This window comes from Saccharopolyspora sp. MMCC62 (genome assembly GCF_057736575.1).
Genome location: NZ_JBYKCM010000006.1, coordinates 1 through 22910, shown reverse-complemented (window position 1 = coordinate 22910; position 22910 = coordinate 1). Strand labels below are relative to the sequence as shown.

Genomic DNA, 22910 nt, shown 5'->3' with positions numbered 1-22910 from the left:
GAACCCGATGAGGGCGGGATCACGCCCGGTGCGCGCGGAGCACCTCGGCGAACTCCTCGGCGATGCGCAGCTTCGCGCGCAGCTTCTCGCAGGCCTGCTCGGCGTTCGCGGTGAACTCGGCCAGCCGGGCGTCCGGGTCGGCGAGCTCCGGATCACCGTCCTGCGGGTCGAGGATCGCCAGCAGCTCGCGCATCTCGTCGAGCTGGAACCCGAGCGGCTTCATCCGCATGATCAACCGCAGCCGGTCCACGTCCGGGTCGGTGTAGAGGCGGAAACCGCCGGGGCTGCGGCCGCTCGGCACGACGAGGCCGACCTCTTCGTAGTAGCGGATCGTCCGCAGCGACAGCCCAGTGCGCTCGGCCACCTCGCCGATCTGCATCCGCTCGCCCAAGCCGGGTCCTCTCCTCGGTCGACCCCCGACCCTACCCGGGCGGCCGGGCGGTCCCCGCGCGTCACCTCGCGGCGCGGATCGCGGCGAGGTGCTCGGCGAAGGTGCGGCTACCGCACGCGTGCTCGCCGCGCGGCAGCAGCGCGCCGCCCCGCATCGCCGCGCCGACCCGGCCGGGCGGGGACACCGGCACCACGAGCCCGCGACGGCCGTGCGCCGCGGACAGCCGGCGCGCCACGTCCACCATGTCCAGCCGCTCCGGACCGCCGAGCTCCGGTGCGCGACCCACCGGCTCCCGCTCGACGAGGCGGACCAGCTCCGCGGCGGTGTCGGCGGCCGCCACCGGCTGCGAGAGCATCCGCGGGACCAGCGCGATCGGCTTCGCCAGCAGCGGTTCCGGGAACTCGAAGAACTGGGTGGCGCGCAGGATCGTCCACGGCACCGGGCCGCCCGACACCATCTCCTCCTGGGCCCGCTTGCCGAAGTAGTAGCCGAAGTCGACGCGGTCGCAGCCCACGATGGACAGCGCCACCAGGTGCGCCACGCCCGCCCGGTGCGCGGCGGCCACCAGGTTCCGGCTCGCGGCGGCGAAGAACTCCACCGACGTCTTCCGGCTGACCGTCACCACGTTGCCGACGTCGATCACCGCCCGGCACCCGGCCACCCCCGCCGCCAGGCCTGCGCCGGTGCGCAGGTCCACCCCGCGCGACCGAGACAGCACCACCGGTTCGTGCCCCGCCGCGCGCAGCTCCGCGACGACCATCCCGCCCACCAGGCCGGTTCCGCCTGCGACCGCGACCTTCATCCGAATCCTCCCGTCCTCCGGCCGGTTCCGGCCGGTCGTGGTGGGGACGAGGTGGCGGCGCCCGGTGTGACAGGAGGTGTCCCGGGTCACCCCGTGTCACGATCCGGGCGCCGATCCCGTCCCGTGCTCATGGGACACCACTTCGGCCGGGCGCACCGGCCTTCCCGCCGCGGGGCCGCGATTCGGCCGACCGCGGCACCACCCGCACCACGGATCGGAGCGCGCTCATGACCGGACTCCGCCCCGCCGGACCGAAGGCCACCGCCGACCGGGTGTGCCTGGTGCTGCTCGCGCTCGTCGCCCTCGGCACCGGCGGCTGGGCGTACCTGGCACCCGCCCGGTGGTACGGGTCGTTCCCCGGGTTCGGGCTGAGCTGGCTGCCGCCGCTCGGCCCGTACAACGAGCACCTGGCGAAGGACACCGGCGCGATGTTCCTGGCGCTCGGCGTGCTCGCCGTCCTCGCGCTGCTGCGCGGCGGCGCGCTGCCGCGCGTCGCGGGCGCGGCGTGGCTCGTGTTCAACGTGCTGCACGGCGGCTACCACCTGACGATGCTGCACGTGTACGGGCCGCTGGACCAGGCGCTGAACGTGGTCGCGCTGGGGCTGCTCGCGGCCGCCTCGGTGGTGCTCGTGGTGCCGGGCCGGTCCGGCGGCGACTAGCCTCCTCGTCCGGAACCGAACGGGAGGCCGGCATGTCCGACGAGACCACGACGATCGTCCAGCTGCTGCTGCGCGAACGGCAGGGGCGGGACCGCGAGTGGTGGCCGCAGATGGCCCCCGCGTTCTGGCCGGACTCGCGGGTGAACCTCACCTGGTACACCGGCGACGGACCCGGTTTCGTCGCCGGATCGGAGGAGATGAGCAGGCGCGGCGACCGCAGCGTGCACCGCCTCGCACCGCCGGTCGTGCACCTCGCGGGCGCGCGGGCGTGGGCCGAGGTGCCCGCCGCGATCGAGGTGCGCACCACCGTCGACGCGGTGCCGGTGGACCTGACCTCCTACGCCCGGCTCGGCTACCGGGTGGAGCGCCGCGACGGGGAGTGGCGGATCTTCTCGCTGGACGCGATCTACGAGCGGGACACCGTCGCACCGGTGCTGCCCGGCTCGGTGCCGTCGATCCCGGCCGAGGAGCTGGCCGCGTTCCGCCCCACCTACGCGCTGCTGGCCTGGCACCTGGACCGGCGCGGCTACCGGATCGGCACCGGGCTGCTCGGTGACGATCGGCCGGCCGAACGGGACGCCTACTACGCCCAGGTCTTCAACTGGCTGCACTCCTGATCACCTCTCCGCTCCTGTTGCTGATCTGAGCAGGTGGCGGAACCTCAGCGGGATTCTCGCTGCGGGATCTTTTTCCCAAGTGGCTCCGCCACGAGGGAAAAAGCTGTCCTCGCGAGAATCCCGCTGAGAACCCGCGGCGGTGCCGGTGTCTCGGGTGGTCGCTGCTCAGCGGCTTCGCCGCTGACAGGACGATGACCAGGTCCGCCGGGCAGCAGCAGGAATGGGGCTGTTCAGCGGTTCGGGGTGGTTTGCTCGTCGATGAGGTCTCGGAGCCGGGCGAGAGCGGTGGCGGAGGGGGTGCCGGGTTCCGCGTGCAGCAGCAGCGCTTCGAGGCCGCCGTCGCCGGGGACCGCGAACTTCTCGGCCAGCAGCTCCACCTCGCCCAGCGTCGCGTGCCGCACGCGGAACCGGCTGCCGTGCGCCCGCCGCACGTCGTGCCGCGCCCACAGGGTGCGGAACCGCTCGCTCTTCATCGACAGCTCGCCGATCAGGGCGTGCAGCCGCTCGTCCTCGACGTCGGCGCCGCTCTGCGCGCGCAGGTGGGCGACCGCGTCGGCGGCGTGCTCCTCCCAATCGGGCACGCGGTGCTGCGCCTCCGGTTCGGTGAACAGGCCGCGCAGCCGGTTCGTGCCCGGTTCCGCGCTCGGCAGCAGTTCCCGGGAGAGCGCGTTCACCGCCAGCACGTCGCCGTACTTGGTGCACACCAGCGCGGGCACGTTGAGCGTGCGCAGCAGCAGGTCCAGCCCGCGCGGCACCTGCGGTTCCCGTCGCGCGCGCCTGCGGGGCCGGGGGCTCGCGAGCGCGGTCAGGTGCTCGACGCCCTCCGCGTCCAGCTGCAGCACCCCGGCGATCGCCTCGACGACCTGCGGGGACGGACTGCGGTCCCGGCCCTGCTCCAGGCGCAGGTAGTACTCGACGCTGATCCCGGCGAGGGTGGCGACCTCCTCGCGGCGCAGGCCGGACACCCGGCGCAGACCGCTGCCCGGCGCCAAGCCCACTTCGGCGGGGGTGACCAGTTCCCGCCTGGCCCGCAGGAAATCACCCAGCGCGTTGCCCATGCGATCCAGTATGCCGCCGTCGCGGCGAGGTGGGTGTCCCCCGCACTACCAGGAACGACGCGGACTGCCGGGAGCTCCCGCCTGCGGTGAGGCTGGCCGCCATGACAACGCGCACTTGGTTCATCACCGGCGTCAACAGCGGATTCGGGCGGGAGCTGGCGGAGCAGCTGCTGGCCCGCGGCGACCGGGTGGCGGGCACCATCCGCCGCGCGGGTTCCGCCGACGACCTCCGCGACGCCCACGGCGACCGGTTCCGGCTCGCCCACCTCGACGTCACCGACCTGCCCCGCATCCGGGAGGTCGTGGATGCCGCGTTCGCCGACCTCGGCCGCATCGACGTCGTGGTCATCAACGCCGGGTACGGCCTGTTCGGCGCGGCCGAGGAGGCCGGCGACGAGCAGGTGCTGCACCAGATCACCACCAACCTGCTCGGCGCCATCCACACTGCCCGGGCCGCGCTGCCGCACCTGCGGGCGCAGGGCGGCGGGCGGCTGATCCCGATCTCCTCGGTCGCGGGCCTCGCCGCGCACGCGGGCGCGTCGCTGTACCACGCGAGCAAGTGGGGCGTGGAGGGCTTCTTCGAGGCGCTGTCCCAGGAGGTCGCCCCGTTCGGCGTGGAGGTGACGCTGGTGGAGCCGGGCGGCGCGCGCACCGCGTTCGCGGGCTCCAGCCTGCGCACCGGTGAGCCGCTCGCCGCCTACGACGGCACCCCCGCCGCGTTCGTGCGCGGCTTCCGGGAAGGCGCGCCGATCCCGATCGTCGGCGACCCGGTGAAGATCGCGGCCCGCGTCATCGACAGCGCGGAGCAGCGGCCCGCCCCGCTGCGGCTGGTGCTCGGCAGCGACTCGTACCGCGCGGTGACCGCATCGCTGCGGGCCCGCCTCGCCCAGGTCGAACCGCAGGAGGCGAGCGCCGCCGAGACCGACGGCTGACCGCGGCGGGGTTCGGCCCGCCGAGCGCCGGACGGCACCCGACGGGCCGAACCGAGTCCCACGAACCGGTGATCGCGGCCTTGCGCCGGCCGCCGCCGCAGTACAACTCGAAGCATGGATCGAACCTCGCCCGGACCGGACATGCGCACCCTGCAGCACCCGATGTTCAGCCGCTTCTGGACGACCGTGAGCTCGATCGCGGACCGGCGCGGCGTCGCCGAGTTCCGCCGCGAGCTCGTGCGCGGCACCGCGGGCCGGGTGGTCGAGGTCGGCGCCGGAAACGGGCTGAACTTCGCGCACTACCCGGTTTCGGTCACCGAGGTGATCGCGGTGGAGCCGAACGATTCGCTGCGCGTGCACGCCGATCGGCACGCGCGCTCGGCCCCGGTTCCGGTCCGGGTGGTGGCCGGGCAGGCCGAGGCGCTGCCCGCGGCGGACGGTTCCGTCGACGGCGTGGTGCTGAGCCAGGTGCTGTGCTCGGTGCCGAGCCCGCAGCGCGCGCTGCGCGAGATCCGGCGGGTGCTGCGGCCCGGCGGGACGGTGCACTTCCTGGAGCACGTGCGGTCCGCGCGACCGCTGGTGGGCGCGTTCCAGCAGCGCATCGCGCCGGTGTGGCGCCGGTTGTGCGGCGGCTGCGAACTGCACCGCGACGCCGCGGTCGAGCTGGAGCGGGCCGGGTTCGCGCTCGCCGCGACGCGCCGGTTCGGCTTCAGCCCCGGCCCGTTGTTCTGGATGACCTACGTGCTGGGCAGCGCGACGCCGGACGAGGGGTGAGCGGAGCTCACTTGGTGCCGATCACCATGAACTCGTCGCCCGCCAAGCGCTCCACCTTCGAGGAGCGGAAGCCCGCTTCGGCGAGCCGGCTCCGGCCCTCGGCGCCCGTGTAGCCGAACCCCTCCGGGCTCATCACGAGCATGTGCAGGCTCATCAGCAGTCCTTCGACGTGGCGCAGCCGATCGTCGTCGACCAGCACCTCGTAGATCACCACTTCGCCGTGGTCGGGCAGTGCCTGGTAAGCCTTGCGCAGCAACAGCTTCTTCTCCTCCAGGCCCCAGTTGTGCAGCACGTGTCCGAACACGAGCACATCGGCCTCCGGCAGCGGGTCGGTGAAGAAGTTCCCGGCAACGAAGCGCATGCTTCCGGCCGGTCGCCGCGCGGCCGTCGTCTCGAACGCGTCCGCGACGGCGGGCAGGTCGAACCCGGTGGCGCGCAGGTGCGGGTGGTGGTCGAGCAGGTGGGCCAGAAGTTCACCACCGCAGCAACCGATGTCGGCGACCGTCCGGTATCGCGACCAGCGCAGCCGTCGCGGCAGCGCGAGCTTCGCCATCATCGCGCCCCCGGCCATGGCCGACCAGAACCGCCGCACCCGCTCGGGTTCCGCATAGATCCGCCCGTAGGGGTGCACGTCGTCGGCCGGTACAGTCCACTGTGGATCTCCCTGAGCCAGCGCTTCGGGCAGCAGCGCCCACGACCGGAACCACTGGCTCCCGGCTTCCTCCAGCAACCCGCCGACGTACCGGGCGGGGTCGTGCCCGTCGAGGTGCGCGGCCGCGTGCGGAGCGTTGCGGTACCGGCCGTTCCGGCGCCGCAGCAGACCGAGGGCGACCAGGCAGTCGAAGAAGTCCTGGGCACCGCGCTCGTGGACGCCGGTGCGCGCGGCGAGTTCGACCGCGCCGAGCTCGCACCCCGCGAGCGCGGTGAACACCCCGAGCCGCACCGCCGCCAGCAGCACCGCCGACCGCCAGAAACCCAGTCCCAGCACGATGATCTCGTCGAGTTCCGCGGCATCGCCGCATCGGACGCGCCGGATTCCCGCCGGGTCGTGCACGTCCTCGAACCGGACCACCACGCCGTCGCGGAGCTCCCAGACGTGCGTGAACGGAACGGTGCCGTCCGCCGCACCGCCGTCGTGCCGGTAGTCGCCGAGAACCACGACCCGCGGACCGGACGGCAGGTGTTCGCGGGGTTCCGGCAACAGCCCGCCCCGCGCTGAGCGCAGTTCGGCCAGGACCGCCTCCCGGCCGCGGAGGGTGTTCCGGCGGCCGTCCCGGGCGGGTCCGGACCACTCGACGTCCGCCGCCAGCAGTGCCGCGGCCCCGTCGAGTTCCTCGCGGCGGAGGGCGCGGTAGAAGGACCGCACCACGTCCTCGTTCGTCGACATTCGTTCCCCTCGTAGCGAAGTCGGATGCGCATCGCCGCGCACCGCACGGCAGTCGCGGCGATCGGCGAGGAATGCGACGCGATTCCATCCCGGATCCTGAACATCTCCGGCCGCTACTCCGAAAACAGGCGATCCCGCATTCCCCCGCATCATGCAACCGCACCGCACAAGATGAACATCCCGCGGCACCAGCGGAACACCGCTGCTCACCGATCGAGTGATTGAAGATCCGCCCCCTCCTCACCGACACCGCGATGTGCCAACATCGAAGATCGACGGGACGTGCGGCGAATTCGGCGCACCGACACCGGAATCGCGAAACGGGCTGACAGCACCGGTCCGGCGAATGCCGATCGCACCATCGCGACCTCTCCCCGCCCACCACCCGGTGGTTCGACGACCACGTGCCCGAACGGACGTCGTGGGGAGCAGCCCAGGACGCCGGGCGGACAGGGGGCAAGGTGATGACCACCGAACACCACGTCTCGACCACGCCGGACGCGCACGCATCCGGTTCCCGGCAGGCGCACGACTTCTTCGCCGTGCTGGCCGGGCGCACCGCGACCCGCCGCTTCACCGGCGAGCAGATCGACGACGCGACGCTCGACCGGTTGGTGACTGCCATGCTCGCCGCGCCCTCCGCCTCGAACAAGCAGGCGTGGGCGTTCGTGGCGGTCCGCGATCCCGCGCGGGTGCGGCGGATCCGCGCGTTCGCGCCCGGCGTGATCGGGGTCCCGCCGCTGCTGCTGGTGGCCTGCTTCGACGGATCGCGAGCTCCGGACGACCAGCGGATGCCGGAGGTCGGGGTGCTGTGCGTGGCGATGGCCGTGCAGAACCTGCTGCTGGCCGCGCACGCGCTCGGCCTCGGCGGATGCCCCGTCAGCAGCTTCCTCGCCGAACCCGTCCGCAGGCTCGCCGGTCTTCCCGAACACATCACTCCCGTGCTGGTGGTGCCGATCGGACATCCGGACCGGGAACCGCAGCGGTCCGTGCGCCGCGACGATTCGGAGGTGGTGCGGTATGAGCGCTGGTGACGTCGACCCGCGCGAGGAACTCCTGCTGCTGGCGGCATTCCTGCTCAGCAGCGGCCGCCGCCAGACCGAGGAGACCCGCGACTACGCGGTGTACCGGCTGGTGGAGGGCGCCCGGCGCGCCCTGCTGATCGCCGGGTCCGGCGATGCCGATCCGCGGTTGGAACCCGTGCTGGCCCGGCTCGACGAGGTCGTGCACGCGCCACCGGGATCGGCCGACCTCGGCCCGCTGCTCGACGACCTCTGCGCCCGGATCGCGGAGGTGCTGCAGCCCTCCGCCGAGCCACCGACCCTCCCGTGACCCCGCCGCGACGCGGGGAGGAGACCAGGCGCCCGAACACGGCCACGAGCACCGCGCACGGCTTCGACACCACGCCGTGCAGCGAACGCTGCGCGGAGCTGTGGCGACGCGGCGACCACGCACTGCTCGGGGTGAGCACCGGGAACGGCTACTTCACCCAGGAACGCCTGCTGTCCCTGGTGAACTGGGCCGGTCACCACTTCGCCGAGGTCGACCTGATGTACGTCGACACCCACATCGACTCGACGCTCATCGCGGGCGGGGCCACGCCCGCCGAGGCCGCGCGGCACGTGAAGTCGCGGTTGCGCGACATCCGCCGCAAGATGCGCCGGGTCGTCGAACAGCACGCGGCGCCCTGCCTGCGCGTGCGCGCGTTGTCGGAGTTCCAGGCCGAACCGGCCTACCACCGGGCGAAGCACCGGACGGACGAAGCGCTCGCGACGGACCCGGTCTTCGCCGACGCGTGCGCGGACCTGGTGCGCCGCTTCCTCGCCGGCGGCGGCGCCGACGTCCCCGCGGAGCGGATCCGGGCGGGGATGGACTACCTGCTGGCGGAGTTGCCGTTCTTCCTCGACGCGCCCGCCCTCTTCGGCGTCAGGTCGTCGATGATCTGCTACCACCTCAGCACCCCGGTGGTGGAGTACCTGTCCCGCCCGGACAACGGCGTGCTCCCCGCGGACCGCGAGCACGGATTCCTCGTGGTGGAGCCGAATTCCTCCTCCTGAGGCCCGGTCAGCGGGACAGGGCGTCGGTCAGCTGCGGGACGAGGCGGTCCAGCACGTACGGCAGGCTCAGCACCGAGGAGAACGAGAACGCGTTCCCGTAGTCGCCCGCCTCGTCGATGACGATGTCGCGCCGTTCCCGGGACACCGCGAGACCGCGGTAGACCGGGTCGTCGCGCAGCGCGGCCCCGCCGTCGCCGACGAACCAGATCAGCACGTCGTGGTCGAGCAGGTCGGCCCGCTCCCGGCTGATGTTGACGCCGAACCGGTCGCCCACCACCTCGTCCAGGCCGACGGGCAGCTCAAAGCCCAGCTGGGCCAACACCCGGGACCGCGGGTCCTGCCTGCCGTAGACGAAGTAGCCGTCGTAGGTGGTGGCCAGCAGGCCGGTGGCCGCACCGAACTCGGGGTGCTCGCGGCGCACGTCCGCGAGGCGTCCTTCGAGCTCGCCGACCAGCCGCTCCGCTTCGGGGGCTTCGCCGAGCGCGGCACCGGCGGTGCGGGTCTGCTCCTGCCACGGAACGCCGTAGTCGGCGTGCTGCGCGGGCTGCGCGACGGTCGGCGCGAGCTCGGAGAGCGTCGCGTACTCGGATTCGGACACGTCCGAGTACAGGGCGAGGATGAGGTCCGGTTTCAGCGCGGCGATCCGCTCGTACTGGATGCCGTCCTGGTCGTCGAGCACGACCGGCGCGGCCGCGCCGCCGAGCCGGTCGGCGGCCCACGGGCCGATCGCGCCCGGGTAGTCGGAGACGAGCCACTCGGTGGTGGCCACCGGCACCACTCCCAGCGCCAGCACCGCGTCGTGGTCGGTGAGCCCGACGGTCACGACCCGCTGCGGGCGGTGGTCGAGGGTGGTGCTGCCGTACTTGTGCGGCAGCGTGACGGGGAAGGCGCCGTCCGCGCTCGGCGGTGGCGCGTCGGACCGAGGCCCGCTCGCGCCGCAGGCGCCGGTCAGCAGCAGGGCGGCCAGCGCGAGGGCGGTGAAGCCACCTCGCCAGGCACGAGCGGAGCGATGCACAAAGGGCAGCCTTGCCTAAGCGCCCTGCCAGGTCAAGGTCTCGGCCCGGCCGCTCAGGCCGCGCTGGTCCGGGTCCGGCGGACGAGGCCGGTGATCCCGCGGTACGCGGCACCGAGCACCACCGCCTGGAACACGGCCGCGACACCGACGCCGACCCACAGCAGCGGGCTCGACAGGCCGATGAACAGCACCGAGGTCGGCGCGGTCACCAGGAAACCCCACACCCCGGCGAGGCTCGCGTCCGGGTGCGGCACCAGGAACGTCATGACCAGCACCCAGGCCCACACGGCGGCGACCAGGCCCAGGTAGCCCAGCGACACCGGGTTGACCAGCAGGTGGCGGGCCACCTGGATCGGGGATCGCTTCTGATCGGCCATGCTGTTCCTCCTGAACGAACGACTGCGAGCCCCCATGATCGTCGCCGCGGGGGCGGGCCGCATGAGTAGTCCTACCCGGTTCGCTGCACCGCGCCCGGTGGATGTCCCGCCCGGACGCCCACCACGGGAGGTCAGGCCGTGGCGGCCTGCTCCGCGGCTCGTTCGGCGGCCTTCTCCTGACGCCACTGCTCGTCGTTCTTGCCCTCGCGCCAGTACCCGGAGATCGACAGCCGGTCCTTGGTGACACCGCGCTCGTTGAGCAGGTGGCGGCGCAGGTCGCGCACGAACCCGGCTTCGCCGTGCACGAACGCGTGCACGTCGCCGGGCGGGAACTCCAGCTCCCGCACCGCGGTCGCCACGTCGTCGCCAGCCGCGCGGTGCAGCCAGCGGACCTGCGCGTCGGCCTTGGTGGCCAGCGACTGCTGCTCCTGCGCGTCGTCGACCAGCACGAACGCCCGCGCCTGCGCCCCGGCGGGCAGTGCCTCCAGCGCGGCGGCGATCGCGGGCAGCGCGCTCTCGTCGCCGACCAGCAGGTGCCAGTCCGCCGCCTCGTCCGGCGCGTAGGCGCCGCCGGGACCGGCCAGCAGCAGTTCGTCGCCGACGGCCGCGTTCGCCGCCCACGGCCCGGCGAGCCCGGTGTCGCCGTGGTGCACGAAGTCGATGGTGAGCTCACCGGCTTCGGCGTCGTAGTACCGGACCGTGTAGGTGCGGGTGCTGGGCCACTGCTCGCGGGGCAGCTCCGCGGTGATGACGCCCATGTCCAGCGGTTCCGGGTAGGTCACGCCGGCCACCGGGAAGATCACCTTGACGTAGGCGTCGGTGAACTCGTTGTGCCGGTAAGCCCGGATGCCGTCCCCGCCCGCCACGATGCGGATCATGTGCGGGGTGAGTTGTTCCTTGCGCAGCACTCGCAGCCGCTTGATCGGCCTGGGCTTGCCCGCTTGAGCCATCCGGCCCTCCTCATCGCGAATCCATCTCTCTGAGGCAAGGCTAACCTGACGCGCCACCTCAGGTGAACGGCCCACCGGCCCCGGCCGCCGGGACGAACGGGTCATTCACCCGGGTCGGTCACGGCGATCACCGTGAACGGCCCCACGTCGCGGCGGGTGAAGCTCGGCGAGTCGAACAGCGCCGGGTCGAAGCGCACGTCGTAGATCTGCACGTTGGGCTGGTGCGGGAACGCGTCGTGCGACAGCGTCAGGTGCAGCCCGTCGTCCTCGCGGCGCAGCAGGAACGCGTTCGGCGGCGGGTACGGGCTGCGGCGCAGCAGCGCGGCGAGCTCGTCCGGCCCGGACGCCGCGGCCCAGCGCCGGATCAGCGCGGCCCGCTCTTCGTAGTCGGCGAGCGGGTTGGCGTAGTGCGGGGTCTCCTGCTGGAAGCCCCAGTACGGCGCGAACGACATGATCGGGTGGTACGTGGTGAGCAGCGTGATCCGCTCCGGCGGGCGTCCGGTGAGCTCGGCGAGCGCGGTGGCCAGGTCGTCGTTCCAGGCGCCGGGCTGCGCCGGGTCCTGCTCGCGCTGCGCGTTGCCTCCCGTCGGGTAGTAGTCCGAGTAGGCCGGACCCGCGGCCTCGGCGACATCGGTGGCCAGTGCGGTCTCCACGGTGCTGACCGATCCGGCGAGTCCCAGCAGCACGGCGAGCGCCGCGGCCTGCGCGCGCCACCGCCGGTGCAGCCGGGCCCTGCCGTACCGCCACAGCTCGAGCAGCCCGAGCACGCCGGCGACGGCCAGCAGCACGTCCAGCGCGGCGGCGGTGCGGAACGCGAGCAGCGTGGTGCCCGCCGCGATGGCGAGCGTCGAGAGCCCGAACCACGCGTAGGTGACGCCGGTGAGCACGAGCAGCGCCGCGGCGGTCTCCGTGCGCCGGAACGCGAGCACCAGCCAGCAGAACCCGGCGAGGCACAGCGCGCCGAACAGGGTGGGTTCCAGGAACGGGAACGGCGGCACCGATTCCGCGGGCAGGTACCGGTTCGCCGCGCCCGCACCACCGGCTCCGCCGAGCTTCGCGAGCAGGAACGGCGTCCACACCGCCAGCGCCACCAGCCCGCCGATCGCGCCGACGGCGGCGAGCCGCAGCACCAGCGGTCCCGCGACCTGCCCGATCCGGCCACCGGCGCGGATGCGGGCGGTGGCGACGGCGGCGGCCATCGCGACGAGCACCGCGGTGGCGAACGCGAGGTACAGCGCGTAGGTGATGGCGGTGAACCCGAGGTACAGCCCGATGCCGAGGTGCGCGGCCCGGTGCGGGTGCGCGCGGCAGCGCAGCACGTGCCAGGCGGCGACGGCGACGGGCGCGAGCCAGGCCACCGACAACCACGCGTAGGGCTCGTCGAAGCCGTGCAGGAAGCCGCTGAGCGTGGTGGCGACCGCGCACAGCACGGCGATCCGCCTGCGCACCACGGTGCTCCACAGGGTGAACGCGACCGCGGCGGTGACGGCGATGGTCAGCAGCGCGAACGGTTTGTACGCGGCCCAGGCGGGCTGCCCGGTGAGGTCGGCGAAGCGGCCGCCGACCCAGAACCAGCCCGCCGGGTAGTAGGGCGCGATGCCGGGGTAGTTCATGTCCGCGGGCACCGGCGAGTCGGCGAGCCGGGTCAGGTACTGCATCCGGAACATCTGGTCGACGGACACGCCGCCGTAGTACAGCCGGGTCGGCTCCAGCGGCCAGGCGAGCACGCTGGTGGCCAGCGCGGGCAGCGCCACCCACACCGCGGGCAACCGCAGCCGCGCCGGGATGCGGTCGGCGAAGCGGGCGCCGCCGAGCAGCGCGGCGAGCAGCAGCGCGGCGGAGGCGGTGGCCGCGACCTCGGGCAGTTCGGTGGGTTCGCTGAGGCCGAGCCGGGCGACGGGCAGCTGCACGGCGAGGCTCACCAGCACTGCGAGCAGGACCGCTACGGAGAGTTCAAGGACGAAGCGCTTCGGCGATGTCCGGAGCGAGCAATCCGCGTTCTCCCCGGTTCCGGCGGCGACTGAACCCATGATCAGGTGACTATACGTATCCGCCTGTCACCCGCAAGAGTGACGTGAGGAGTCGAGGGGTTTCCCACGTGCCGGCTCAGTCCGGCGCGAACCCCCGCGCCAGCCGCGCGAACCCCGCGTCCAGGTGGTCGTGCAGGTCGGAGTCCGGATCGGCCCGCTGCCAGCACTGGATCGCCACCCGCAGCGCGGTCACCCCGGTCGCCGCCAGCAGCCGCACGTAGGCCTCGTCCTGCTCGTCGCCGACGCGGCGGGACAACCCGTCGGCCAGCGCCAGCTCCAGGTCCCGCGAGGCCAGCGCCACCCGGCTCACCAGCTCCGGGTGATCGCGCAGCACCAGCGCCTGGTCCCGCCAGGTGGGCGCCGCCATCGCGGTGTCGATGACCTCGCCGAGCACCGCGCGCACCACGCGCAGCAGCGGCTCGGCACCCGGCCGGTCCACGACGCGCTGCGGGGTGCTCGCGATGGTCTGCGGGTCCCACGGGACCAGCACCTCCTCCTTCGCGGCGAAGTAGTTGAAGAAGGTGCGCGGGGAGACCTCGGCGGCGGCGCAGATGTCCTCGACGGTGACCGAGATCGCGCCGTGCTCGCGGAACAGCCGGACCGCGGCCTGCTGCAACGCCTGCCTGGTGGCGCGCTTCTTCCGCTCCCGCAGGCCTTCCGGCGCTGGTGACGGTGCCTCGCCGGTCGCGTCGGGCGTCGTAGTTCTGGGCATCCTGGGCTACTCCTCGTGGATCCGTCGCGGCGGCCGCACGTCGGACCGACCATCGTAGTGCGGTGGCCGGTGCGGCCGGGTACTCCGCCCCTTCCGGACAAAGCGCCACGACTCGGAGGAACTTTGCACTATCTGCATTCTTGCACCGGATGCAGCCACTGATACGCTGCCGGAGTCCGGATCTCCGCGACCTCGCCCGCCGCGCGCGGCGACCCGCACCGCCAGGCCCCTCCGCGGCCCGGCCGGGTCGATCCGCTCCGCGCAGCAGGCCGAGGACCGGGCGTTCCCGGCGGCGGCTCACCGACCCCGATCCGCCACCGGCCCCAGGCGCACGAGCTCACCCGCCCCCGCCTGCCCACGACCGTCACCGAGACAAGGAGCAAGTCGTGCCCGAGCAGCAGCCGACATCGCTGGTGCGCACCCTGGCCTCGTCGCTGTGGTTCCCGCTGTTCTTCATCCTCGGCTTCGTGCTGTGCTACCTGCTGCCGTTCCACGCGCCGGCCCCGCACCACGTGCCGGTGGTCGCCGTCGGCGAGCAGCTCGCGCACCAGCTCGACGCGAAGTTCGCGGCGGCGCTGCCCGGCGGGGTGGACGTCACCGCGGTCCCGGACGTCGACGCCGCGAAGGCGGCCATCACCGGCCGCGACGCCGTCGCCGCCTACGACCCGGCCAGCGGGCAGCTGTTCTACGCGAAGGCCAACGGCGCCGCGCTCGTCCAGTTCCTGCAGCAGATGTTCGCGCCGGTCGCCGCCGCCACCGGGCACGCGCTGACCCCCGTCGACCTGGTGCCCACCGCCGCGGGCGACGTGATGGGCACCGGGCTGTTCTACCTGCTGCTGGCGATGAACATCCCGCCGTACGTGACGGTGATGGTGCTGCTGCGCGCCGAGCTGTCCACCCGGCAGAAGCTGATGTGCCTGGTCGGCGTCGGAGCGTTCGCGGCGATCGTCTGCTACACGGCCGGACGCCTGCTCAACGTGATCCCGCCGCACCCGGTCGTGCTGCTGCTCGGGTTCATGCTCACCCAGGCCGTCGGCTGGACCACGTTCGGGCTGGTGCCGCTGGTCAAGCAGTTCATCCCCGGCGTGGCGATGTCGCTGTTCGTGCTGCTGAGCATGCCCTCCAGCGGCGGGGCCATCCCGAAGGAACTGGTGCCGCCGTTCTTCCAGTTCTTCCACCTGCTGCTGCCGCTGGGGCAGGCGGCCGATTCGATCCGCGGCGTCCTGTACTTCGACGGCGCCCGCTCCTGGCCGGGGATCACCGGGCTCGCCGTGTGGTGCGTGATCGGCGTGTCCCTCACCGCGGCCACCCAGTGGTGGTCGAAGCGGAAGCGGGAGAACGACCCGGAGGCCGTGGCCGAAGCCGGTTCCTACGAGCACCAGGACGACCGGGACGCGATCGTGGACCCGACGTTCGAGCCGCCGCGGCCGGCGCACCACCGCACGCTGGCCGGCACGGTCCGGCTGGCCGGTGAGCTGCCCGCGCGCGGCGCGGTGGTGACGGTGACCGACTCGGCGGGCAACCAGCTGGCGCGGGTCGACGCCGACACCGACGGCGGGTACGAGGTGCACGACCTGCCGGACCGCTTCGTCACCGTCGTCGCCGCCGCACCGGGCGCGGCGCCCGCCGCGAGCCGGGTGTCGGTGCCGACCGGGCGCAGCGAGCACGACTTCGCGCTCACCCCCACCGCCTCCGGGGCGCGGCGCTGACGCGCGGGGCGGCCGATCCGCGCGGCCGCCCTTTACTCCTCCGCAGGCCTCGCGCACAAGAAGATCCCGATCACACGATCCGGCGGCGGCGCCCTCCTTCCGCCGGAGCAAATCCGCTGATTTGATCTTCTCGGGAAAAAGGCTCCGGATTCCCCGCGGCACGGTGCACCCGCCGGTAACCGCCCCGTGCCAGATTCGTTGAACCGGAGTACACCGCAGCGGCGCGGCTCGCGTGCACCGGACCCGTTCGGCGGGTCGGTGAACTCGACGTGCGGAGAGGACCCCATGAGCGCATCCGAATCCCCGCTGGTCGAGCGAGTGGTCGACACCGACCGCTACCCCCTCGCCGATCCCGGCGGCCGCGGCTGGACCGAGGCCGTCGCCCGGGCCCGTCGGGACCTCGCCGAACACGGGTGCACCGTGCTCACCGAGTTCATCCGCCCGGAACTGCGCGACGAGCTGCGCGAGGAGTGCGCGGCCATCGCGCCCCGCGCGCACTACGACGTCGAGACCGTCAACGCCTACAACATCGACGTCCGCACCGAACTGCCGCCGGAGCACCCGGGCCGCACGACCATGCGGCGCGGCAACGCGTTCGTCGCCCGCGACCAGATCCCGTCCGGCGCGATCATCCACCGGCTCTACGCCGACGAGCGGTTCCAGCGGTTCCTCGCCGACTGCGTCGGGCTGCCCGCGGTCCACCCGCTCGCGGACCCGCTGGCCGGGCTCACCCTCAACGTCGTCAACCCCGGCATGTCGCACCCGTGGCACTTCGACACCAACGAGTTCGCGGTGAGCATGCTGACGCAGGAGCCCGAATCCGGTGGTGCTTTCGAGTACTGCCAGGACATCCGCTCCGCCGAGCAGGAGAACTTCGACGACGTGCGGTCGGTGCTCGACGGCGCCGGGGAGCACCTGGTGCGGCGGCTCGCGCTGCGGCCCGGCGACCTGCAGCTGTTCAAGGGCCGGTTCTCGCTGCACCGGGTCACCGAGGTCGGCGGCGCCCGCGCCCGGCACACCGCGATCTTCGCCTACAGCGAGCGGTCCGGCGTCATCGGCAGCGTCTCCCGCACGAAGCAGATCTTCGGCCGCGTGCTGCCCGAGCACCTCGCCGCCGAGGGCAACGCCGTGCGCGGCGACGCGCTGCTCGACTGACCCCCAGCCGCAGAGGAGCACGTCGGTGCAGTTCGACGCCACCGGGAAGATCACGCTCGACCACATCTACACCCGGCCCGATCCGCGGGACTTCGCGCGCACGCTGCGCCCGCTGGACTACCGGATCCCCCAGCTCGCCAAGCCGTACTTCGCCAAGTTCCTCGACGAGTACCGGACCACCCGCCGGGTGCCGGTGCCGACCGTCGTGGACGTCGGCAGCTCGTACGGGGTGAACGCCGCGCTGCTCCGGGCGGACGCGACGCTCGACGAGTTCTACGCCCGCTACACCGGCGACGCCGACCAGCTCGACCACGAGCGGCTGCTGGCCCGCGACCGGGACTGGCTGCGCGCCCGCGGCGACCGGTGCGAAGCGCGGTTCATCGGGCTGGACACCGCCGGTCCCGCGCTGGACTACGCGCTCGCCGCCGGCTACCTCGACGCGGCGGTGCACGCCGACTTCGAGGCGCGGGAACCCGATGCACGGCAACGGGACGTGCTGCGCGGCGCCGACCTGGTGATCTCCACCGGCTGCCTCGGCTACGTCGGCGAGCGCACCCTCCACCGCGTCGTCGACGCCGCCGGGCCGCGCAGGCCGTGGATGGCGCACTTCGTGCTGCGGATGTTCCCGTTCGACGCGATCGCCGCCGGGCTCGCCGAGCTCGGCTACCGCACCACCCGCGTCGACGGCGTCTTCGAACAGCGCCGCTTCGCCAACCCGCAGGAACAGCAGCAGATGCTGGCGACGCTCACCGCCGCCGGCGTCGACCCGACCGGACTCGAAGCCGACGGGCGGCTCTACGCCGAGCTCCACCTGTCCCGCCCGCACGACTGACGACACCAGCAAGCCGGACACCGGAAAGCCCGATCGCACTAGGATGACCGTGAACGACAACCACGACTGGTCCACCCGCACCTTCGGCAACGAGGACCGGCTGCCGCGCGTGCCGCTGCCCACCCTGGAGAGCAGCTGCGCCCGGTTCCTCGAGTGGTGCGCCCCGCTGCTCGACGCCGACCAGACCGCGCGCACCGAGCAGGCCGTCGCCGAGTACCTGCGGCCCGACAGCCCGGCCCACGAGCTGCACGCCGAACTCCAGCGCTTCGACGCGGCCGAGGGCACGCACAGCTGGCTCGACCGGTTCTGGCCGTCGCGCTACCTCGGCAGGCGGGACCGGATCGCACTCAACGCCAACTTCTTCTTCCTGTTCCAGGACGCCGAGCTGACGCAGGTGCAGCGCGCCGCCGGGCTCATCGCCGGGGCCGTCGCGCACAAGCGGGCGGTGGACGCCGAAGAGCTGCCGCCGGTGGTGCAGCGCGGCGCCGCGTCCTCCATGGAGCAGCACAAGTACCTGTTCTCCACCACCCGCATCCCCGGCGCGCAGCAGGACACCGTCCGCTCCCCCTACTCGGCCGAGCACCCCGGCCCGTCGGACGCCCGGCACGTCGTGGTCTTCTTCCGCGGCAACGTGTTCCGGCTCGACGTGCTCGCCGCCGACGGCACCCCGCACGACCTGGCCGACCTCGCGACCGGGCTGGAGTCCATCCGGGACGCCGGATCGCAGCGGGCACCGGTGGACTCCGCCGTCGGGCACCTGACGACCAAGGCCCGCGCCGACTGGGCGGCGACCCGGCAGCGGCTGCTCGAACTCGGCAACGCCGACGCGCTGGAGACCATCGAGTCGGCGCTGTTCTGCCTGTGCCTGGAGGACTACGCGCCCACCGACGTGCAGGAGGCCTGCGACCAGCTGCTGCACGGCGACAGCGGGAACCGCTGGTTCGACAAGGCCGTGTCCCTGGTGGTGTTCGAGGACGGCCGGGCCGGGATCAACGTCGAGCACTGCGAGCTCGACGGCACCACCATCCTCGCGTTCGTCGACGGGCTGCTCGGCTCGACACCGGAGCAGCACGCGGCCGCCGCCGGGGCCCGCGCGCTCGGCGTCCCCGACTTCGGCCGCGTCGACTTCGTCCTCGACGACGAGCTGCGCGCCGGGGTGCGCGAGGCGGCGAGCGCGTTCGCCACCTTCGCCGCCGAGACCTCCAACAAGATCCTCGCCTTCGAGGACTTCGGGGCGGAGCGCGCGAAGCGGCTCGGCATGTCCCCGGACGCGTTCGTCCAGATGGCCTACCAGCTCGCCCACCACCGCACCAAGGGGATCGGCGCCACCTACGAATCCATCGCCACCCGGCAGTGGCGGCACGGGCGCACCGAGGCGATGCGCGTCGTCACCCCGCAGGTCGTCGACTTCGTGCGCACCGTCGACGATCCGGACGCCGATGCGGCGGCGAAGACCGCGGCGTTCCGGGCCGCGGCCGCGGCGCACGTGGCGCGCGCCAAGCAGTGCCAGGCCGGGGACGCGCCCGAGCAGCACCTGTGGGAGCTGCAGCTGATCCAGCGCCGCGGTGCCGAGTCGGACGCGGCACCGCTCGCGCTCTACGACTCCCCCGGCTGGACCGTCATGCGCGACGACTACCTGAGCACCAGCTCGGCGCCGTCCACGAACATCCAGCACTTCGGGTTCGGCTCCACCAGCGGCAAGTGCATCGGCGTGGCCTACGTGCTGCTGCCCGACCGGCTGAACATCTACCTGAGCACGCCGCTGGCGGTGTCCGGGGAGATGTACAAGTTCGCCGACAACCTGCGGATCGCGCTACAGGAACTGGAGGACCTCCTGATCACCGAATGAACTGCGGCCACTCCTGGTGGTTTTCGGGGTGGGTGGCGGAACCTCAGCTGCTTCCTCGCTGCGGGATCGATGTCACCGGTGGCTCCGCCACAGGAGAAATCGCTGTCCTCGCGAGGAACCAGCTGAGAACCCGCGGGTGGTCCGGTCGTTCCGGTGGTCGTCGGCTCAGCGGCTTCGCCGCTGACGGGCGAAAGCGGAAGACAGGACCGGACGTCGGAGCGCCCCGGACGAGCGGGTCGGCCGGGGCGCTTCGGGGTGGGGTGGGTCAGGCTTCGAGGAAGCCGCCCGCGATGAGGGCGTTGCGGATCACCGCGGTCTCGGCCTCGTCGGCCTCCACCAGCGGCAGCCGCGGGCCGCCGACGCGGTGGCCGAGCAGGTTCAGCGCCGCCTTCACCGGGATCGGGTTCGTGGTCACCGACAGCGCCGCGAACAGGTCCTTCAGCGCGGCGTCCAGTTCGGCGCGGTTCTCGGGCTCGTCGATCATCCGCCGCATCTGGGGCCCGGCCACGTGGCTGGCCACCACGATGCCGCCGACGCCGCCCATGTCGAGGGCGCGCGCGAAGGTCTCGTTGTTGCCCGAGTACACGCCGAGCCCGTCGATCAGCGCCAGGTTGTCGTCGTTGGCCTGCTTCACGTAGTCGACGCCCTCGATCTGGGCGAGCTCGGCGAGCAGGTCGTTCGGCACGTCGATCGCGGTGCGGGACGGCACGTTGTAGAGCACGACCGGCTTGTCGGTGGCCTGCGCGATCTCGGTGTAGTGCCGCACCAGCCCGCGCCGGTTCGGCCGGTTGTAGTACGGCGTCACCGACAGCACGCCGTCCACGCCGAGCTCGGTCACCCGCTCGGTCATCGCGCAGGCCTGCGCGGTGTCGTTGGAACCGGTGGAGCCGAGCACGGTGACGCCTTCGGGCCGCTCCGCGCACGCGATCTCGACGAGCCGCAGGTGCTCCTCGTTGGTGAGCGTCGCCGCCTCGCCGGTGGTGCCGCAGACCACCACGCCGTCCGAACCGCTGTCGATCACGTGTTGCAGCAGCGCGACGAACGCGTCCTCGTCCACTTTCAGCTCGTCGTCGAACGGGGTGACGATCGCGGTGAGCAGGGTTCCGAGTGTCGTCGTCATGGCGCTGCCTTCCTCAAGTCCGTGTCGTTCGGCCGATCCCGGCGCCGGACCGTCGGAACCGCCCGGCCCGCCCGCGGCGCTGCGCGGGGGCGCCGGTTCCGGCGTTCAGGTCTCGGCCCACCGTCCCAGGGAGGCGCGTTCCGGGCACTTCGCCGCGGGGACGGGTGTCACCAGCATGAATCATCCGGGGCGGCGGGCTCGACGAGGGTGTGGGCGATCGCGGTTCCTCCGGGACGGCGCCCGGGCGCCCGGACGATCTCCCGTCGCAGGCCGGGTTTCCGGGCGATCTCCCGCGCCGGTCAGCCGCCGGGCTGCTCGCCGGCGTCGTCGCGCTCGGGGTTCCGGTAGAGCTCGGCGTAGCGGGCGCGCTGCTGCTCGGTCATCCGCTCGGCCGCCTCCTTCCGGACCTGGCGCGCGGTGCCCAGCGGGTAGCCCTGCTTGAACGCCCGGTGCTCGCAGGTGAACTCGGCGTAGGCCATGCCGTACCAGACCGCGAGGATCGCGCCGCCCAGGATCGCCATCGCCTTGATCCACATCGGGCCGGGGACCAGCAGGAACAGCAGTCCCGGGGAGATCTGCACCAGGCTGCGCACCGCGTGCCGCAGCTGCCAGGTGCGGGCGGTGACGTCGTGCAGCACCCACTCGTCGTGCCGCGAGGGCAGCTTCCCGCCGAACGCGTACCAGACCCAGCGCGCCGGATCGGGCCGCACCCGCTTCGCCTCGAGCACCGCGAACCGCCTCCCGTCCAGCCGTCCGGACCCCGGACGGACCGCTCGATGATTAATGCACTAATCATATGCCCACTAAATGTTAACGTGGCACCAGGCCGATCGGAAGGAACGCGATGAGCACCGTCGAACCGGACCGCCCCGCGGTGGACGACCCGCTGGCGCTGGACCGGCAGGTCTGCTTCGCCCTGTCGGTCGCCTCCCGCAGCGTCATCGCGCTGTACCGGCCGCTGCTGGAACCGCTGAACCTGACCCATCCGCAGTACCTGGTGCTGCTGGCGCTGTGGGAAGCCGAGCCGCGCACCGTCAAGGACCTCAGCCACACCGTGCAGGCCGAACCGGCGACGCTGTCCCCGCTGCTGAAGCGGCTCGAAGCGATCGGCTACCTCACCCGCAGCCGCACCGCGGGCGACGAGCGCTCGGTCGCCGTCGCGCTCACCCCCGCCGGGCGCGCGCTGCGCGCCGAGGCCGAGCAGATCCCGCAGCAGATCGTCGACCGCCTCGGCCTGCCGCTGAGCACCCTGGAATCGCTCAACACCGCCCTGCGCGAGGTGATGGCCGCCGCCCAGCACGCCAAGGCGGGCCCGCCCGCGCGGTGAGCACCGTCTCCCCCGGCCACCGGAGCGGCGTCCGGGCCGCGGCCGCCTCGCTAGTCTCGCGGGATGAACGCCGCGCCCACCCCGCCCACAGCCGAACTCCACGTGCACATCGAAGGCACCCTCGAACCCGAGATGGTCTTCGAACTGGCCCGGCGCAACGGCATCGCGCTGCCCCACGAGTCGGTCGCCGACCTGCGGGCGAAGTACCGGTTCAGCGATCTGCAGTCGTTCCTGGACATCTACTACGCGAACATGGCCGTGCTGCGCACCGAGGCGGACTTCCACGACCTGGCCGCCGCCTACCTGGACCGCTGCGCCGCGCAGGGGGTCCGGCACGCGGAGATCTTCTTCGACCCGCAGGCGCACCTCAAGCGCGGCGTGCCGATGGAGACCGTGATCGGCGGGCTGCACTCGGCGCTGGTGAGCAGCGACGTCTCGGCCTCGCTGATCCTGTGCTTCCTGCGGGACGAGTCCGCCGAGTCGGCGGCCGAGGCGCTGCGGCTGGCCGAACCGTTCCTGGACCGCATCGTCGGCGTCGGCCTCGACTCGGCCGAGGTGGGGCACCCGCCGTCGAAGTTCACCGAGGTGTTCGCCCGCGCCCGCGAGCTGGGCCTGCACGCGGTCGCGCACGCGGGCGAGGAAGGCCCGCCGGAGTACGTGCGGGAGGCGCTGGACCTGCTCGGCGTGCAGCGCATCGACCACGGCATCCGCGCGCTGGAGGACCCGGAGCTGGTGGAGCGGTTGCGCCGGGAGCGCATCCCGCTGACGGTGTGCCCGCTGTCCAACGTGCGGCTCGGCGCGTTCGCGGAGCTCAGCGGGCACACGCTGCCCGAACTGCTGGAGCGCGGGCTGCTGGTGACGGTGAACTCGGACGACCCGGCGTACTTCGGCGGGTACGTGGACGAGAACTTCGACGCGGTGCGCCGCGAACTGGGGTTGAGCACCGAGCAGCTGCGGGAGCTGGCGGCGAACTCGTTCCGCGCGGCGTTCCTGGACGAGGCGCGCCGGGCGGAGTTCCTCGCCGAAGTGGCGGCCTGGCGGCCGTGACCCCGGGCGGGGGGGGGGGGGGGGGGGGGGGGGGGCGGGCCCGCGGGGCCGCCCCCCCGGCGGGGGGCGGCGGCGGGGCCGGCCGCCCGGGGGGGGCGGGCGGCGGCCGC

Annotated in this window: 25 protein-coding genes; 14 read left to right on the top strand and 11 right to left on the bottom strand. The window is 72.9% G+C overall.

Annotation, left to right across the window (positions count from 1 at the left end; genetic code table 11):
• Nucleotides 1-19: 19 nt before the first annotated feature.
• On the bottom strand, nt 20-391 hold the full coding sequence (locus AC29IT_RS15625; protein WP_358446280.1) for a MerR family transcriptional regulator: 372 nt from the start codon (nt 389-391) through the stop codon (nt 20-22).
• 61 nt (nt 392-452) lie between these two features.
• Nucleotides 453-1193, bottom strand: coding sequence for an SDR family oxidoreductase (locus tag AC29IT_RS15620; protein WP_488219159.1), 741 nt, complete (start codon nt 1191-1193; stop codon nt 453-455).
• 227 nt (nt 1194-1420) lie between these two features.
• On the opposite strand from AC29IT_RS15620, the gene AC29IT_RS15615 reads away from it, so the two are divergent.
• Together AC29IT_RS15615 and AC29IT_RS15610 are read left to right on the top strand one after the other, a co-directional pair.
• Nucleotides 1421-1852 carry a hypothetical protein gene (locus AC29IT_RS15615; RefSeq protein ID WP_488219158.1) on the top strand — a complete coding sequence of 144 codons (432 nt, stop codon included), beginning with the start codon at nt 1421-1423 and terminating at the stop codon, nt 1850-1852.
• 32 nt (nt 1853-1884) lie between these two features.
• Entirely contained in the window at nt 1885-2469 is a 585-nt protein-coding gene (locus tag AC29IT_RS15610; RefSeq protein ID WP_488219157.1) for a nuclear transport factor 2 family protein, read from the top strand.
• Nucleotides 2470-2699: 230 nt separating this feature from the next.
• Here the strand turns inward: AC29IT_RS15610 and AC29IT_RS15605 are convergent, their stop codons facing one another.
• Nucleotides 2700-3527 (bottom strand): helix-turn-helix domain-containing protein, encoded by an 828-nt coding sequence (locus AC29IT_RS15605; protein ID WP_488219156.1) that lies wholly within the window; start codon nt 3525-3527, stop codon nt 2700-2702.
• Nucleotides 3528-3628: 101 nt separating this feature from the next.
• On the opposite strand from AC29IT_RS15605, the gene AC29IT_RS15600 reads away from it, so the two are divergent.
• Both AC29IT_RS15600 and AC29IT_RS15595 read left to right on the top strand, forming a co-directional pair.
• Nucleotides 3629-4459, top strand: a complete 831-nt coding sequence (locus AC29IT_RS15600; protein WP_488219155.1) for an SDR family oxidoreductase — start codon at nt 3629-3631, stop codon at nt 4457-4459.
• 114 nt (nt 4460-4573) lie between these two features.
• The gene (locus AC29IT_RS15595) at nt 4574-5233 is read left to right on the top strand and encodes a class I SAM-dependent methyltransferase (protein ID WP_488219154.1); all 660 of its coding nucleotides are present in this window, start codon (nt 4574-4576) and stop codon (nt 5231-5233) included.
• Between the two features lie 7 nt (nt 5234-5240).
• Here the strand turns inward: AC29IT_RS15595 and AC29IT_RS15590 are convergent, their stop codons facing one another.
• Nucleotides 5241-6620: a methyltransferase gene (locus tag AC29IT_RS15590; protein WP_488219153.1), complete on the bottom strand. Its 1380-nt coding sequence runs from the start codon at nt 6618-6620 to the stop codon at nt 5241-5243.
• Between the two features lie 24 nt (nt 6621-6644).
• Between AC29IT_RS15590 and AC29IT_RS15585 the strand changes: the two genes are divergently transcribed.
• From AC29IT_RS15585 to AC29IT_RS15570, 4 genes are all read left to right on the top strand, one after another.
• Entirely contained in the window at nt 6645-6845 is a 201-nt protein-coding gene (locus AC29IT_RS15585) for a hypothetical protein (RefSeq protein ID WP_488219152.1), read from the top strand.
• A 239-nt stretch (nt 6846-7084) separates the two neighbouring features.
• Nucleotides 7085-7654, top strand: coding sequence for a nitroreductase family protein (locus AC29IT_RS15580; protein ID WP_488219151.1), 570 nt, complete (start codon nt 7085-7087; stop codon nt 7652-7654).
• Nucleotides 7641-7952, top strand: coding sequence for a DUF6092 family protein (locus tag AC29IT_RS15575; protein ID WP_488219150.1), 312 nt, complete (start codon nt 7641-7643; stop codon nt 7950-7952). The genes AC29IT_RS15580 and AC29IT_RS15575 overlap by 14 nt, the downstream gene beginning before the upstream one ends.
• A complete protein-coding gene (locus AC29IT_RS15570) occupies nt 7949-8677 on the top strand; it encodes a tRNA-dependent cyclodipeptide synthase (protein ID WP_358446012.1) in 729 nt (242 codons plus the stop codon). Before AC29IT_RS15575 ends, AC29IT_RS15570 begins: the two co-directional genes overlap by 4 nt.
• Nucleotides 8678-8684: 7 nt before the next feature.
• On the opposite strand, the gene AC29IT_RS15565 is transcribed toward AC29IT_RS15570, so the two are convergent.
• The 5 genes from AC29IT_RS15565 to AC29IT_RS15545 form a co-directional block, all read right to left on the bottom strand.
• Nucleotides 8685-9692: an iron-siderophore ABC transporter substrate-binding protein gene (locus AC29IT_RS15565; protein WP_488219149.1), complete on the bottom strand. Its 1008-nt coding sequence runs from the start codon at nt 9690-9692 to the stop codon at nt 8685-8687.
• A gap of 53 nt (nt 9693-9745) precedes the next feature.
• Nucleotides 9746-10069, bottom strand: coding sequence for an SCO4225 family membrane protein (locus AC29IT_RS15560; RefSeq protein WP_358446006.1), 324 nt, complete (start codon nt 10067-10069; stop codon nt 9746-9748).
• A gap of 131 nt (nt 10070-10200) precedes the next feature.
• A complete protein-coding gene (locus AC29IT_RS15555) occupies nt 10201-11019 on the bottom strand; it encodes a siderophore-interacting protein (protein WP_358446003.1) in 819 nt (272 codons plus the stop codon).
• Nucleotides 11020-11120: 101 nt separating this feature from the next.
• Entirely contained in the window at nt 11121-13049 is a 1929-nt protein-coding gene (locus tag AC29IT_RS15550; protein ID WP_488219148.1) for an arabinofuranosyltransferase, read from the bottom strand.
• Nucleotides 13050-13125: 76 nt separating this feature from the next.
• Complete coding sequence (locus AC29IT_RS15545; protein ID WP_488219147.1) at nt 13126-13761, bottom strand: TetR/AcrR family transcriptional regulator; 636 nt, start codon at nt 13759-13761, stop codon at nt 13126-13128.
• 386 nt (nt 13762-14147) lie between these two features.
• On the opposite strand from AC29IT_RS15545, the gene AC29IT_RS15540 reads away from it, so the two are divergent.
• From AC29IT_RS15540 to AC29IT_RS15525, 4 genes are all read left to right on the top strand, one after another.
• Complete coding sequence (locus tag AC29IT_RS15540) at nt 14148-15470, top strand: carboxypeptidase regulatory-like domain-containing protein (RefSeq protein WP_488219146.1); 1323 nt, start codon at nt 14148-14150, stop codon at nt 15468-15470.
• 285 nt (nt 15471-15755) lie between these two features.
• Nucleotides 15756-16625: a HalD/BesD family halogenase gene (locus AC29IT_RS15535; RefSeq protein WP_488219145.1), complete on the top strand. Its 870-nt coding sequence runs from the start codon at nt 15756-15758 to the stop codon at nt 16623-16625.
• 25 nt (nt 16626-16650) lie between these two features.
• Nucleotides 16651-17457, top strand: a complete 807-nt coding sequence (locus tag AC29IT_RS15530; protein ID WP_488219144.1) for a class I SAM-dependent methyltransferase — start codon at nt 16651-16653, stop codon at nt 17455-17457.
• Nucleotides 17458-17500: 43 nt separating this feature from the next.
• Nucleotides 17501-19306, top strand: coding sequence for a choline/carnitine O-acyltransferase (locus tag AC29IT_RS15525; RefSeq protein ID WP_488219143.1), 1806 nt, complete (start codon nt 17501-17503; stop codon nt 19304-19306).
• A 265-nt stretch (nt 19307-19571) separates the two neighbouring features.
• On the opposite strand, the gene dapA is transcribed toward AC29IT_RS15525, so the two are convergent.
• The gene (gene dapA, locus AC29IT_RS15520; protein WP_488219142.1) at nt 19572-20426 is read right to left on the bottom strand and encodes a 4-hydroxy-tetrahydrodipicolinate synthase; all 855 of its coding nucleotides are present in this window, start codon (nt 20424-20426) and stop codon (nt 19572-19574) included.
• A 299-nt stretch (nt 20427-20725) separates the two neighbouring features.
• Nucleotides 20726-21154, bottom strand: a complete 429-nt coding sequence (locus AC29IT_RS15515) for a DUF5313 family protein (protein WP_488219141.1) — start codon at nt 21152-21154, stop codon at nt 20726-20728.
• 116 nt (nt 21155-21270) lie between these two features.
• Here AC29IT_RS15515 and AC29IT_RS15510 point away from each other — a divergent pair, with 116 nt between their 5' ends.
• Both AC29IT_RS15510 and AC29IT_RS15505 read left to right on the top strand, forming a co-directional pair.
• Complete coding sequence (locus tag AC29IT_RS15510) at nt 21271-21753, top strand: MarR family winged helix-turn-helix transcriptional regulator (RefSeq protein ID WP_488219140.1); 483 nt, start codon at nt 21271-21273, stop codon at nt 21751-21753.
• A 63-nt stretch (nt 21754-21816) separates the two neighbouring features.
• On the top strand, nt 21817-22800 hold the full coding sequence (locus AC29IT_RS15505) for an adenosine deaminase (protein ID WP_488219139.1): 984 nt from the start codon (nt 21817-21819) through the stop codon (nt 22798-22800).
• The last annotated feature ends 110 nt before the right edge of the window (nt 22801-22910 follow it).

Bases quoted from the DNA above. Each gene is read 5' to 3' on its own strand.
- AC29IT_RS15620 (WP_488219159.1), bottom strand. From the start codon at position 1,193: ATGAAGGTCGCGGTCGCAGGCGGAACCGGCCTGGTGGGCGGGATGGTC.
- AC29IT_RS15615 (WP_488219158.1), top strand. From the start codon at position 1,421: ATGACCGGACTCCGCCCCGCCGGACCGAAGGCCACCGCCGACCGGGTG.
- AC29IT_RS15610 (WP_488219157.1), top strand. From the start codon at position 1,885: ATGTCCGACGAGACCACGACGATCGTCCAGCTGCTGCTGCGCGAACGG.
- AC29IT_RS15605 (WP_488219156.1), bottom strand. From the start codon at position 3,527: ATGGGCAACGCGCTGGGTGATTTCCTGCGGGCCAGGCGGGAACTGGTC.
- AC29IT_RS15600 (WP_488219155.1), top strand. From the start codon at position 3,629: ATGACAACGCGCACTTGGTTCATCACCGGCGTCAACAGCGGATTCGGG.
- AC29IT_RS15595 (WP_488219154.1), top strand. From the start codon at position 4,574: ATGGATCGAACCTCGCCCGGACCGGACATGCGCACCCTGCAGCACCCG.
- AC29IT_RS15590 (WP_488219153.1), bottom strand. From the start codon at position 6,620: ATGTCGACGAACGAGGACGTGGTGCGGTCCTTCTACCGCGCCCTCCGC.
- AC29IT_RS15585 (WP_488219152.1), top strand. From the start codon at position 6,645: ATGCGCATCGCCGCGCACCGCACGGCAGTCGCGGCGATCGGCGAGGAA.
- AC29IT_RS15580 (WP_488219151.1), top strand. From the start codon at position 7,085: ATGACCACCGAACACCACGTCTCGACCACGCCGGACGCGCACGCATCC.
- AC29IT_RS15575 (WP_488219150.1), top strand. From the start codon at position 7,641: ATGAGCGCTGGTGACGTCGACCCGCGCGAGGAACTCCTGCTGCTGGCG.
- AC29IT_RS15560 (WP_358446006.1), bottom strand. From the start codon at position 10,069: ATGGCCGATCAGAAGCGATCCCCGATCCAGGTGGCCCGCCACCTGCTG.
- AC29IT_RS15555 (WP_358446003.1), bottom strand. From the start codon at position 11,019: ATGGCTCAAGCGGGCAAGCCCAGGCCGATCAAGCGGCTGCGAGTGCTG.
- AC29IT_RS15550 (WP_488219148.1), bottom strand. From the start codon at position 13,049: ATGGGTTCAGTCGCCGCCGGAACCGGGGAGAACGCGGATTGCTCGCTC.
- AC29IT_RS15545 (WP_488219147.1), bottom strand. From the start codon at position 13,761: ATGCCCAGAACTACGACGCCCGACGCGACCGGCGAGGCACCGTCACCA.
- AC29IT_RS15535 (WP_488219145.1), top strand. From the start codon at position 15,756: ATGAGCGCATCCGAATCCCCGCTGGTCGAGCGAGTGGTCGACACCGAC.
- AC29IT_RS15525 (WP_488219143.1), top strand. From the start codon at position 17,501: ATGACCGTGAACGACAACCACGACTGGTCCACCCGCACCTTCGGCAAC.
- dapA (WP_488219142.1), bottom strand. From the start codon at position 20,426: ATGACGACGACACTCGGAACCCTGCTCACCGCGATCGTCACCCCGTTC.
- AC29IT_RS15510 (WP_488219140.1), top strand. From the start codon at position 21,271: ATGAGCACCGTCGAACCGGACCGCCCCGCGGTGGACGACCCGCTGGCG.
- AC29IT_RS15505 (WP_488219139.1), top strand. From the start codon at position 21,817: ATGAACGCCGCGCCCACCCCGCCCACAGCCGAACTCCACGTGCACATC.